We start from the raw sequence: 12,160 nt of genomic DNA, 5'->3' as shown, positions 1-12,160 counted from the left end.
AATATTATTTACTGAAGCTAATTACTGAGCCGTCGGAATCTTCCCATCGGTGAGGTAACGAACATCCCACTCTGGTGCTTGCGCCAGGAACGGTGGGATTTCTTGTACCCAGTGGGAATAAGCGAAAAGTGGAACTGGCCATTCTCGGGGCACCCAAGTGTCGTCAACATAGTCGGAGTCTGTCCCGTACTCGATTTCCCCGCCTGCGGGGCACGGCAAGTAATAGAACAGTGCAGAGTCGACGCGATGCCGTCCAAGTCCAAAATGCGACTTAGGCCACCCGGCGCGTTCCATGTTATTAACCCCCACCATCAACTCATCAATGTCAGACACCCCAAAGTTAGCGTGATGGAAGCGCAGTTTTCCATCCATGCCAGGCAGAGGCCCAGAGGCATTTATTGCGAGCAATGAATGATGGTTGTTGGTGCCGTCTGCGCGCAGGTAGACGCCTACGTCGTGCTGATAATCAGATAACTTGAATCCAAGACGCTCTTGAAAAAAAGCGGTCTCTTGGAGAAAGTTGGGCATCGCGAAAACTACATGATTAATAGTTTTGGGAGCTGCATGCGTGCGCCAAGGGCGGGGCGTGTTGAGGCGCTGAACATATCCAGGTGCGTTGGTAAGAGGCGGGGCGCTCACTACAGGTTTTTTTGTAAAGAGCCTAAGGCCAAAGGCGAGTCCGCCATCTGTAAGGAAACGAGCTACACCATCTTCACTGATGAGCACCTCCCGATCCTGCTTCAGGTTCTGGATCAGCACATCAAGAGCTAATTCAGAATCAACTCCCCAGATAACTTCTCGAACTCCGATGCCGACTTGGCTCGTATTGGGCATCCGATAGTCATCCATTAGTCTAACTACCACCTTTGAGCCTTCTTTGAGCTCAAATACTGACTCTGTTGTATCGCCTTGCTTCAGCGATAGCCCAAAATCTTTCAAATACTGCGTGCAAAGAGCGACGTCATCAACGCCGTAAACAAGAGATTCAATTCCAACAATTGCCATGCTTAATCCTCAGCATTAGTCTAGTGAACCGGGTGCTGCCCTTTTCGGAGTCGAAAAAGGATGAGCTCTAGAGCGAGGCAAAATCGCCGACAGGCCAACTTTTGGACGTGACGTCCACGGGGGGCGGGAGGGTAAACGAGACGGAACGTGCGGAATAAATGAACATGGAATCCTCCAACTTTTATTAGCCCTCATCGAGGTGCGTTTTTGTGAAACCAATCATGGAGGAGAGGCGGGAAATGAAAAGTTTGTTCAACGGACGCCTATGGTTCATGAGATGAACTCGTGCAGAGCATGGGCAGCGGGCAGAGTGGTCGCCTAGGAGTTCGTGCTGGGATCGACGTCGCGTGTTGCACATCCACCACTGACTCCGACCCACTGCAGCTCAGTGAGGTGCGCCCATTCGAGAGCTGAGCGAACGTATGGGGCGGCTCACCTATGTATGTTTGTAGGCTAAAAAAACAAGAAATGTTACGAGGTTGTAAGATCATGATTGAAGCTATCGTCACAAAAAAAATTCTTGCAGCTGATGACATATTCTCCTTCCACCTAATCCGAGCGGATGGAGCATCTCTACCTGAATTTTCTGCTGGAGCGCACATAGATGTGCAGCTACCTAACGGCCTGGTTAGGCAGTATTCGATACACAGCAGTCCAGAGGACACGCTTCAATATGAGATCGCTGTCTTGCTGGATCCATCTTCTCGAGGAGGTTCGCGCGCGATGCACGAGCTCCTTCATGAGGGCACGCGCGTAATCATAAGCGAGCCCCGAAATTTATTTCCTCTCACACCTGACGCTAAACGCTCCTTGCTCTTTGCGGGCGGAATTGGCGTCACTCCTATTCTGTGCATGGCGCAACGGTTAAACAAGCTAGGGTCTTCATTTGAGATGCACTATTGTAGTCGTTCGCGATCCCGAGCTGCATTCGTAGATCGGATCCAGGCGTCTGATTTTGCAGAGGCGGTTACGTGCTATTACGACGACGAAGGTGAAAAACTCAACTCCAAGTCAGTATTAGGCCGTTATGTTGTGGGAGATCATTTATATGTCTGCGGGCCTACGGGGTTTCTAGAATTTGTATTAAGTGAGGCAAGGGCGCTCGGGTGGCCAGAGGAAAGTCTTCATCGTGAATACTTTGCGGCTCCCCTTCAAAAACCTTCGCAAGCTAATACATTCGAAATACGCCTCGCCAGCAGCGGTCAATCTTTCGTTGTACCTGCGGAAAGTACAGTGGCTGAGGTGCTTCTTGAGGCAGGGATCAATATTCCTCTTTCGTGCGAACAGGGCGTCTGCGGGACGTGCTTAACCCGCGTACTTGAAGGCGAGCCCGATCACAGAGATATGTTTTTGACAAAAGAAGAGCGTGCGAAAAACAATCAGTTCACTCCCTGTTGTTCTAGGTCGAAAAGCCCAGTTTTGGTTTTAGATCTCTAAGATTTATCAGGTTGTAGCCTGTGAGCTTAACTGCTGCATGCGTCATAAGGCCACCTGTGCTGGCTTGGAATGTATCTTGAGCACATGATATGGCCTGCTCCTACTAACAAATATAAAAGGACAGTGGATATGAATTATTTGAGAAATACATGGTACGTCGCAGCATGGAATACTGAGATTAATTCAGGGGCGCTATTTACCAGGACGCTCTTGAATGAACCAATTCTTTTTTTTCGTGACGAGACCGGTCAAATCCAGGCGATCTATGATCGCTGCCCGCATCGATTCGTTCCACTATCCAAAGGTAAGTTAAGCGGATCAGAAGTACAGTGCGCTTACCATGGACTCAAATTCGATGGCACTGGTGGGTGTACTCACAATCCGCACGGGGACGGTAAAATCCCTCGAGCCGCCGTTGTTAAACGATACCCGGTCGTCGAAAAATACAGCATGATTTGGATTTGGATGGGCGATATAGCGAAAGCTGACGAGGCCTTGATTCCTGATTTTAGCTGTCAAGATCCATCCCGCTATGCTGTTGCTAAGGGTTACTTGTACGCCCAAGCTAACTATGTCCTGGAGTCGGATAACATTCTGGATCTGTCACATATCGAGTTCTTACATCCAGGTTCGCTCGGCAGTGAAAGCGTGAGCAAGGCGGCGACCAGTGTCGAAGAGGAAGGTAATACCATCTGGTCTTTTCGCCAGACATCTGCGGAAATATTGCCTGATTTTGTCTATACAGCGCTGGGGGTTAAGCACGGCACGGTCGTTGATCGTTGGATCGATGTGCGGTGGAATGCACCGGCTAACATGCTGATTTTTGTCGGCGCAACGCCCACGGGGCAACCGCGAGCAGAGGGTCGGGAGTCATATTTCCCTCAGTTTTTTACACCTGAGACAGACTCTACTACGCACTACTGGTATTCCACTCAAGCCCCCTTGGAAATGGGAGAAGAAGGACAGGTGTTTGCACAAGCACAACTAGACGGGCTGACCGAACCGTTCAGCAAAGAAGATCTACCAATGCTCGAGGCGCAACAAGTCAACATGGGCGAAGCAGATTTCTGGTCGCTTAAGCCAGTCCTGTTGCCCGGGGATGCGGCGGCAGTTCGCGCGCGCCGTGCGTTGGACAAGCTGATCTTGGAAGAGTCTGCGGCGAATATTCCGGCAGTCAATGTATAGCAAGGATTGCGATACCTAACGTCGAACTCCAGCCGCAGTAATAGCGGAGTGATCAGCCAGACGGAAAAAAGGTATCGCCTTGGAGTGTTTTTTCCAGCACTCCAAGGATCCCTTGGCGACGCACTCGGTCGTTGTAGACCATTTTTAAATCCAATTTATGGCGCTGTGAACAGAACCTGTCGAAAGACGGATCAGCGTGCGTGAAAAGTATCCGCTTTTCCATGTGGTAGTTCTCCTGTGCAGCCGGGTGCAGTGGGTGCATATAGAGATTCTCTAAAAATCCTTCACTTTGACCTGCTATCGGGGCATGCGAATGCAACTCAACGACAAAGTCATCATTATCACCGGGGGTTGCCAAGGATTGGGCCGCTCAATGGCCGAGTATCTGGCCGAGAAGGGGGCGAAACTGGCGCTTGTCGACCTCAACAAGGAAAAGCTCGACGACGCTGTCGCTGCTTGCGCGGCAAAAGGTGTCGAGGCTCGAGCTTATCTGTGCAACGTCGCCAATGAAGAGCAAGTGACGGACATGGTCACTCAGGTGGCCGAAGACTTCGGCGCGATCCATGGCTTGATCAACAATGCCGGCATCCTGCGCGATGGATTGCTGCTCAAGGTGAAGGATGGCGAAATGACCAAGATGAGTCTGGCCCAGTGGCAGGCGGTTATCGATGTCAACCTGACCGGAGTATTCCTGTGCACCCGGGAAGTCGCGGCAAAAATGATCGAGCTGAAAAGCAGCGGTGCAATCATCAATATCTCGTCGATTTCCCGTGCCGGCAACGTCGGCCAGACCAACTACTCCGCCGCCAAGGCCGGTGTCGCCGCAGCGACCGTAACCTGGGCCAAGGAACTGGCGCGCTTCGGCATTCGAGTGGCGGGTATTGCGCCGGGCTTTATCGAAACCGAGATGACCCTAGGCATGAAGCCGGACGCTCTAGAGAAAATGACGTCGGGAATCCCACTGAAGCGCATGGGCAAGCCGGATGAAATTGCTCATTCGGCGGCTTACATTTTCGAGAACGACTACTACACCGGTAGGATTCTGGAGATGGATGGCGGGATGCGCATGTAGGAGCCAATGCAGAACGAAAGTGGGAGTAGGCTAGCTGTTCCCACAGTCGATTGCATTTCTAAGAAATCATCGTCGCAGTTGATGAGGTTCGGCATCAGCGATGACGCTGCTTCCTGCAATATATCAATGTCCAACGGCACCTTAAGCTCTAGAGGCACTGGAATCCGAAGTGCTTACACAGGCTTAGCTGCTGCTTTTCTATGGCGGATCGTGCGGGGCAGGCTTACGCCTGGCCGGTACCCTCGGACGCTGTTTGTCACCCAAACGCGTGACAACGGTTGTTGGCAGTTTTACTTGTCCGAGGAGATAAGGAGAATGGCATGCCCACCTTTTAAGCTCGTGCGCCACCCCGGCCGTATAGTTCACGCTGCGAACTATCTCGGAGGATTCCGCGATGTTTGACCTGTCGCTTCTAATCGGCCTCCCCCAACCCAATACTATCGACACTGAATCGCTTAGCCCTGAAGGTGCCGCGATTAAACTACGGCAGGCTGCCACTCTTCGATTTAATGGAGCTCAGAGTATTCTGCTTCATTTTCCGCAAGACGTTGAGTTGGCAGTAGATCTGTTGGATGACGCCGCTGTGTTGTACGACAAGGCGTTCCGGAGTTTGATTGGCATCCCAGCTCAAGCGTTCATCAACAGATCCATGAGTATGTCTCTGTCCCATCCGCTGAAGGCTCACCTGCGATCCAGCCCCCCGTGGGGCGATGAGTTCGCTCCGGTAATAAAGGAGGGGGTTCGTTGCGCAGAGACTTGGCTTGAAGGCTCATCATTACCGTTATGGTGGGCGCTGTCTTAGAACCGAAAACGCCATCGTCCAGGTGATCTCCAAGAAGCATTTGAAGCAGGTTTTCTGCTTCGATTGCAGCAAACGCTGCTCATGCGGCGTGAGGCGGTGCCTTCCCAATCGACCAGCTTTGATGACTGAGTCTTTAATTGACATTTGAGACTTTGCTTTTGCCGCCAAACCCTCCGATCCAGCGATCTTTGATCGCGCCGATCGGACGGTTCACTCGCTTTTTCTCGAAGCCACCTGGTTCCGCCCTCCCATTTCAAGTTTTTAGGGCCACGCCTTCTTTTACCCAAGTGATTGCCCACGATATCTAACGAGCGCAATGCAATTCAGCGGCAGAGCCGAGTTTGTCGTAGGGCTAGGGCTAGAGAGGTGGCGACAGCGGCGACAGCGGCGACAACCCTTGTCGGACGTGCTCTGCAGCGTGGCGACAAAAGTGGCGACAGTCGCCACTTTTTGAGCACTTTGGCCGTGCCGCTTGACCGTCTTTTCGAGTGAGTATAAAAATTGGCGCATGGACCGCTGTCGTTGACAGCACCAGCCCAGGTAGTCAGAACCTTCAAGGCTACGCCACTTGTTGGTGGTTCTTCCCCAAGTGCGATTAGCGTCCGGCGGCTCGCACGGTCACTCCTCTAGAGTGATGGATGCCTACTCGACTTGTCTGTCCATTGCGGCAGACGATGGACCTTCCTCGCTGCGCTGCAGCAACCTCACCTCTCGACGCATTCGCTGCGCCAATCCATGCCCGTCTCTTTCTCCTGGAAAGAGACGGGCGCTCATACCACTGCTGCAAGCCACGTCGTACAAGGCATTGCCGCAACTCTCCTCGTGACAATCGGCCTGAAAAATCCGATTCGTCGCCATCCGCAACGACACAGGCACCGGTGCCGCAGCCTATGGAAAGGCTGCACCTGACTGACAGTCAGGCATGCCCCAGGTGTCGATGTTGTTGCCTTCTCTCACTCAGGATCTCCAGGTGCCGAACTCGTCAGTCGGCACAGCCTCCACCCGCCCGCATCTTCGGATGCGTCTAAGGAGGCCAGATTCATGGGGTCATGCCCTTGCTCCCGGTCGTAAGGAGCCGTTCGTTTCACGTCAGTGAACACCTCACAGGCCGCAGGGGCCTTGATCCCTGATAACACTCAACAGCCGTGGCGGGACTACGTGAGGACAACCAACTATGAACGAGGAGAGGGCCCATGCAGCAGTTAGATCCGAAGCTTGAACTGCCACGACCACCTCGACCGCTGATTGAGTCGAATCCCGTGGCCCCGCCTTATCCGGTGCAGGCACTGGGTGGGATTCTTGGGCCTGCGGTAGAGCGAATGGCCGAGGTCATCGGCGTGCCCCAGGCATTGGCCGCGCAATCAGTGTTGGCTACCTCGGCGCTGGCCACTCAAGGTCATGCGGGCTTACAGCTCGACGGGAGAAATTATCCCCTGTCGCTGTACCTGATCACGGTGGCTGCGTCCGGTGATCGCAAGACCGCGGCAGACCGATGTGCATTGCTGCCGGCACGGCAATGGGAGCGTGAACAGTGGAAGCGCTACCGCGAACAACTCGCCCTGTACCATGCCGCACAGCGGCAGGCGCAGCGTATCAAGCCTGCCGATCCCTCTCCCAAAAACAGCGTACCGCTCGAGGCGGAGCCTTCGGCCCCTCGGTTGATCACCACAGACCCGACGATCGAGGCCCTGGTCAAGGGGCTCTGCCATGACTTGCCGAGCATGGGGCTGTTCTGTGACGAGGGCGGACAATTCCTTGGCAGCAGCACCATGAGTCGGGACAACCGTTTGAAAGCGGTCACGACCTTGTCGTCACTCTGGGACGGCAGTCCGATAGATCGCGCGCGGTCTATGGCGGGTGAAAGCTTGCGAGCTTACGATCGACGCTTAAGCCTGCACCTGATGCTGCAACCGTATCTAGCCATGCAGTTAATCAGTGACCCATTGCTGCAGGGGCAAGGCATTCTAGGGCGCTGCTTGATGACCTGGCCCACCAGTCTAGCCGGGCAACGTAACTACCAGGCTGTCGACTTGTCTAAAGACGCCGCCCTCAAGCGCTATCATCACCGCCTTTCGGCTCTGTTTTATCAGCCTTGGTTACTATCCGCTGACGGAGCCTTGCAGCTGTCAGAGCTGAGCCTCAGTCCGCTGGCACGTCGTCGCTGGATTGATTTGCATGATGCTATCGAAGCTCAGCTAGGGGAGTTTGGCGAGCTGGCCAGCGTACGGCCCAGCGGATCAAAGGCCGCCGATAACCTCCTGCGCGTCGCCGGCATTCTTGCAGTTGTGGAGGAGAGCAGCGTCGTGGAGGTCGACCATATCCAACGGGCCTCGGCTCTAGTCGGCTACTACCTCACCGAGATCCAGCGCCTGACTGAGCAGGAGCCAGTGTGTCGAGTAAAAGAGGAGGCGGACCGCCTGCTGCGATGGCTACAGGTCAAAGATTGGAAGCGTTTCAGTATTCGTGAATTGAATCGCAACGGTCCCCGCTTTGCCCGCAAGAGCAGTCGTTATGCCGCCAAGCTGCTGGTCGAGTTGATTGATCATCAGTGGTTGATCACCGATGGCCACACCTTCGAGGTGCGCCATGTTTAATCTTGATGAAGCGCTGCGTAACCATCTGGCTCAGCGTCAAAAGGAGCCCAAAGCGCGATTTGTCGTCGCTACTGTCGCCACTTTGTCGCCACGCTCAAACCTAGGCAGGACAAGGGTTGTCGCCGCTGTCGCCAGTGTCGCCACCACCCATAAAACTATCACCTCGACGACAGCCATTATTCAATGGTTGAAAGAGGAGGGTGCGCATCTTTACGTCACCGACAACACGCTGTGTTTTCGCCCGACTGATTGGGCTCAGTTCGCGATTGTAAGTGCGCACTGGCGAGCCCTTTTGCAAGATATCGCGGCAGTCGATCAGGAACAGAAAAATGGCTAGGGTCGGTAAGCGAGCGGGGCGCAATTTCGGCTTTGGTCGCCAGCTCAGCTATGCCGGACCGCAAGCCTTGAAAGATCTGTTTGGCGACGGCCATTTTGCTACCGTCAAAGCCCATAGCGATCGCTGGCAGGCATTCGTGCATTGGTGTCGATCCGATGAAGGACCGAGGGTCAACGACGCGCGCCAGATAGACCGCGAGATCCTCATGCGGTACGCCGTCCACGTGCGGGAGCAGGTTGATCAGGGCAACGTCGGCATTGCCACCGCGCAGAACCGACTGTCCAGCGTGAACCGAACAATGGCTGCGCTGCGCGGTGATCAGTACGTCAAAATCCCGAGTCCAAGCAAGGCGCTGGGCTTGCAGCGCTCAGGCGTTCGTAGTGAACCTCCACAAGGCCAAGACCGTGTGCAGGTCAGGCTGATTGCGCAAGTGCTGTCAGAACGTCAGCAGGAGAGGGTGAGTGCCATTGTGCTCCTTGCCCGGGAGACCGGTATGCGACTGCGCGAAGCGATCCTGGCCGATCTGCCCCGACTGCAACGAGAGGCTCAGCGACTGGGGAAGATCAATATCCAAGACGGCACTAAGGGCGGCCGATCCGGCGCGTCCGCACCACGCTGGATTACGGTCACGGATCAAGTCCGCGGCGCCCTGGATATAGCTTGCGAGGCGTCACCCAGTGGCAGTAGAAATTTGTTGGCGCCCGATGAAAGCTACAAAGACTTCATACAAAAGGTCGTGCGGCCGGCACGCGACCTCCTGCATGAACGAGGTTTGAAAGGCTTCCATGAACTGCGGGCAGCTTACGCCTGTGAGCGCTATGAACAACTGACGGGCTTCCCTGCACCCGTCAATGGCGGTCGTGTTCATCGAGAAGATCGGGAGCTTGATCAGCGTGCACGACAGCAGATCAGCCACGAACTGGGACATAACCGCATCGATGTGGTGAGTGCCTACATCGGAGGTCGGCGATGACGGTCGAGTTCGACATAGCGTTGTTTTTGCGTCCCGTGCTCAAAGGTGCACATGCCACGCAGCAGCGGCACATCAGGCAAGCAGAAAGGATGCACGAGGTGATTCGTGAGCGCTGGGGTTGCGCGACTCCCTGGTCCTGGAGAGAAAAGCACGTGAGATGGTTTCTGGAGCACTATTTGCGATGCTCAGCTCCAGCTACCATCTACTACTATGAGTTAACAGCAGGGTTGATCCGCCGTAGAAAGGCAAAAGTCGTGGTTGCCTGATAGACCTTTAAGCGTGAGCCCCTGAGTATGGGAATGCGGAGCCTTCCCATACTCAGGGGCTTGGCTGAAAAAGCGCTGGCATACCAGAGATCTGGCAACTGTCGTCACTCCTTTCGCTCTGCTACACGACACGGGTCGTAGCCGGTGGCGCGTACCTTTTGGAGGTTCAGCGAATCGGTACGACGTTGCGATCTCTGGTTTGATTGATGGCCGATGCCGACAGGCTGCCGGTTGCCGCCTTCTGGATATGTTCACTCCACCAAGCCATCATCGGACGCCGGCGTTCGATGTAATCCGTCCGGTTGTAGGCGCTACGAACTTCGTCCTTGTCTACATGCGCCAGTGCGACCTCGATCAGCTCCGGATCCCAGCCATGCTCATTCAGGATGGTGCTCGCCATCGAGCGCAAGCCGTGGCTGACTAGACGGTCCTGAAAGCCCATGCGCTTCAACGCCATGTTGGCGGTCTGGCTATTGGCATGGGTGCGGGGATTTCTATCTGAGGGGAACACGTACTCTCTGTTACCGCTGAGTTGCTTGAGCGTCTCCAGTAACGAAAGTGCCTGATCGGTAAGAGGGATTGTGTGCGGCCGACGCTTTTTCATGCGCTCTGGCGGAATGGTCCAAATGCGCTTGTCGAAGTCGATATCTGCCCATCGTGTGGTGGCTGCTTCGGCAGGGCGGGTCATCGTGTGCAGTTGCCATTCGATCAGGCAGCGGGTCGTGCGCTTGATGCTGGCGTTCGCGATTTCCATCATGAGCTCGGGAAGCTCCTCAGGTGGTAGCGCAGCCATGTTCTCTTTCTTGGGTCTCTTGAACACCGCCCGAATTCCATTGAGGGGGTTCGCGAATATCAGCCCGGAGTTGACCCCGTAGGTCATGATCTCGTTGAGTCGTTGGCTCAATCGTTTCACGGTTTCGAGGCTCCCTTTGGCCTCGATTGGACGAAGAATCTTGATAACCATCGGAGCAGTGATTTGAGAGAGCGGCGTTGTTTTCATGCTTGGGAAAACATGAAGCGTCAGCGATCTCCAAATGTCTTCGGCGTAGGCTTTGGTTACGGAGTCTTTCTTCAACTCGAACCAGGCCGTGGCCACCTTCTCGAAAGTGTGTTCACGCTCAGCAAGTTTGGCTTGCCTTACCTCATCACGCTGGGTTTTGGGATCAGTGCCTAAAGCGAGCAGCTCACGCGCCTCTGCGGCTTTCTTTCGGGCGTTGGCTAGCGAAAGGTCGGGGTATGGACCAAGCGCCATATTGATACGGCTTCTGGTCAGGGGCTCGCGGTAATTGAAATTCCACATCATTGAGCCGCTCGCGCGTACTCGAAGCTGTAAGCCATCGCCGTCGCTGAGGACGAAGTCTTTACCAGTTGCCTTGACTGCCTTGAGCTGGCGATCGGAGAGGCGGGTTGCGTTAGTAGGCATGGGGGCTACCTCCAGCACCGTTTTGGTATCCTGAAAATAGCATTTGGCAGTCCGGGATACCACCTGGGATACCAAAGCGCCTGGAACTCAGAAACCCTGCAAAGCCCCCATAAGCGCTGAAATTCCCGTATTTACTGGATTTCAGGCACAAAAAAAGACGTCCGTGGACGTCTTTAGATGATGAAGTGGTGGAGCCGGGGGGATTTGAACCCCCGTCCGCCAGTACTCCGCTGTCGGTACTACATGCGTAGCCGTTTCTATTAAGTTAACCCTCAGCGACCCGAAGGGCAGGGTGCTTTGGGCGAGTTGTGTAAGTTTTAGCCGCTTCGTCCACAACGTACTGCACGGCGATTCTGTTCTATATGACAATCACTTTGGGTTTACAGACATCCCCTGGTGATTGCTGGACCCGAAGGTACCAGAAGCTCAGGTCTAAGGCTGCTTACGCAGCGATAGCGAATTCCTGGCCGTAGTTTTCGTCATTGGCAACTATAAGTAGTTGCAACAGTGGATTTACGAGTTCTGTTACCAACTCGGCATGCACCTAAAGTTTCGCGACCGGCGTCGAATCCTAAACGGCCCCGTGCTTGTAACTCGTTGTTTCATAGTGAGTGACAAGCCTGTGCAGTGTACGCCAAACGGTCACGGAAGGCCAACCCGAAGGTTGGCCCTGCGCTTATTGACCGCCTTTGTCCAGGTTCTGCAGGTCTTGCAGGGCCTTGGAGGTGATTTCGATGCACTTCTTGTCGTCACCGGCGGCGTGGGCAGCCTTGGCCTGGGAGACGGCTGTGTCGATTTCGCCGCTTTTGCCACTGGTGTCGGTGGCGAGCAGCGCTTTACCGTTGTTGATTTTGTCCAGGTTGATCTTGCACAGGTCGGGCTCGCCAGCAGCGAAAGCAGGGGAGGCCAACATCGCAGCGGTAATGAACAAGCCAGCAAGAGCGGAACGCTTCATAGGGTATCTCCTTGCGCAAAAAAGGCTCGACGCTGCTGGCGTTCATGGGCTGCCAGCGACATCACTGATGGGCCTCGTGCGTCGAGGCCTATGCAGATGACTACGCCAGCG

Annotated in this window: 11 protein-coding genes and 1 other RNA gene; 7 read left to right on the top strand and 5 right to left on the bottom strand. The window is 54.6% G+C overall.

Features of this window, described 5'->3' with window-relative positions; translation table 11 throughout:
• Window positions 1–21: 21 nt before the first annotated feature.
• Window positions 22–1,005 carry a glyoxalase gene (locus tag V3W40_RS21140; protein ID WP_330215592.1) on the bottom strand — a complete coding sequence of 328 codons (984 nt, stop codon included), beginning with the start codon at window positions 1,003–1,005 and terminating at the stop codon, window positions 22–24.
• A 489-nt stretch (window positions 1,006–1,494) separates the two neighbouring features.
• On the opposite strand from V3W40_RS21140, the gene V3W40_RS21135 reads away from it, so the two are divergent.
• Complete coding sequence (locus V3W40_RS21135; protein ID WP_330215591.1) at window positions 1,495–2,442, top strand: PDR/VanB family oxidoreductase; 948 nt, start codon at window positions 1,495–1,497, stop codon at window positions 2,440–2,442.
• Window positions 2,443–2,571: 129 nt separating this feature from the next.
• Window positions 2,572–3,627, top strand: a complete 1,056-nt coding sequence (locus tag V3W40_RS21130) for an aromatic ring-hydroxylating dioxygenase subunit alpha (RefSeq protein ID WP_330215590.1) — start codon at window positions 2,572–2,574, stop codon at window positions 3,625–3,627.
• Window positions 3,628–3,679: 52 nt separating this feature from the next.
• Here the strand turns inward: V3W40_RS21130 and V3W40_RS21125 are convergent, their stop codons facing one another.
• Complete coding sequence (locus V3W40_RS21125) at window positions 3,680–3,850, bottom strand: hypothetical protein (protein WP_330215589.1); 171 nt, start codon at window positions 3,848–3,850, stop codon at window positions 3,680–3,682.
• A gap of 90 nt (window positions 3,851–3,940) precedes the next feature.
• Here V3W40_RS21125 and V3W40_RS21120 point away from each other — a divergent pair, with 90 nt between their 5' ends.
• The 5 genes from V3W40_RS21120 to V3W40_RS21100 all read left to right on the top strand — a co-directional run bounded on the left by V3W40_RS21120 (window position 3,941) and on the right by V3W40_RS21100 (window position 9,671).
• Window positions 3,941–4,699, top strand: a complete 759-nt coding sequence (locus V3W40_RS21120; protein WP_330215588.1) for an SDR family oxidoreductase — start codon at window positions 3,941–3,943, stop codon at window positions 4,697–4,699.
• 1,995 nt (window positions 4,700–6,694) lie between these two features.
• Window positions 6,695–8,095 carry a YfjI family protein gene (locus tag V3W40_RS21115; RefSeq protein ID WP_330215587.1) on the top strand — a complete coding sequence of 467 codons (1,401 nt, stop codon included), beginning with the start codon at window positions 6,695–6,697 and terminating at the stop codon, window positions 8,093–8,095.
• On the top strand, window positions 8,088–8,432 hold the full coding sequence (locus V3W40_RS21110) for a hypothetical protein (protein ID WP_330215586.1): 345 nt from the start codon (window positions 8,088–8,090) through the stop codon (window positions 8,430–8,432). The genes V3W40_RS21115 and V3W40_RS21110 overlap by 8 nt, the downstream gene beginning before the upstream one ends.
• Window positions 8,425–9,405, top strand: a complete 981-nt coding sequence (locus tag V3W40_RS21105; protein ID WP_330215585.1) for an integrase domain-containing protein — start codon at window positions 8,425–8,427, stop codon at window positions 9,403–9,405. Before V3W40_RS21110 ends, V3W40_RS21105 begins: the two co-directional genes overlap by 8 nt.
• Window positions 9,402–9,671, top strand: a complete 270-nt coding sequence (locus tag V3W40_RS21100; protein WP_330215584.1) for a hypothetical protein — start codon at window positions 9,402–9,404, stop codon at window positions 9,669–9,671. Before V3W40_RS21105 ends, V3W40_RS21100 begins: the two co-directional genes overlap by 4 nt.
• 166 nt (window positions 9,672–9,837) lie before the next feature.
• Here V3W40_RS21100 and V3W40_RS21095 read toward each other — a convergent pair whose 3' ends face one another.
• The 3 genes from V3W40_RS21095 to V3W40_RS21085 all read right to left on the bottom strand — a co-directional run bounded on the left by V3W40_RS21095 (window position 9,838) and on the right by V3W40_RS21085 (window position 12,049).
• Window positions 9,838–11,094 (bottom strand): integrase domain-containing protein, encoded by a 1,257-nt coding sequence (locus V3W40_RS21095; protein WP_330215583.1) that lies wholly within the window; start codon window positions 11,092–11,094, stop codon window positions 9,838–9,840.
• Between the two features lie 186 nt (window positions 11,095–11,280).
• Window positions 11,281–11,677, bottom strand: a transfer-messenger RNA (tmRNA) gene (ssrA, locus tag V3W40_RS21090).
• Window positions 11,678–11,770: 93 nt separating this feature from the next.
• Window positions 11,771–12,049, bottom strand: a complete 279-nt coding sequence (locus V3W40_RS21085; protein WP_027605349.1) for a hypothetical protein — start codon at window positions 12,047–12,049, stop codon at window positions 11,771–11,773.
• Between the last annotated feature and the right edge of the window lie 111 nt (window positions 12,050–12,160).

The organism is Pseudomonas sp. AM8 (assembly GCF_036346475.1).
GTDB classification, from domain to species: domain Bacteria; phylum Pseudomonadota; class Gammaproteobacteria; order Pseudomonadales; family Pseudomonadaceae; genus Aquipseudomonas; species Aquipseudomonas marginalis.
The sequence above is the reverse complement of the archived record's forward strand: the minus strand, read 5'-3'. Positions and strand labels throughout refer to the sequence as shown.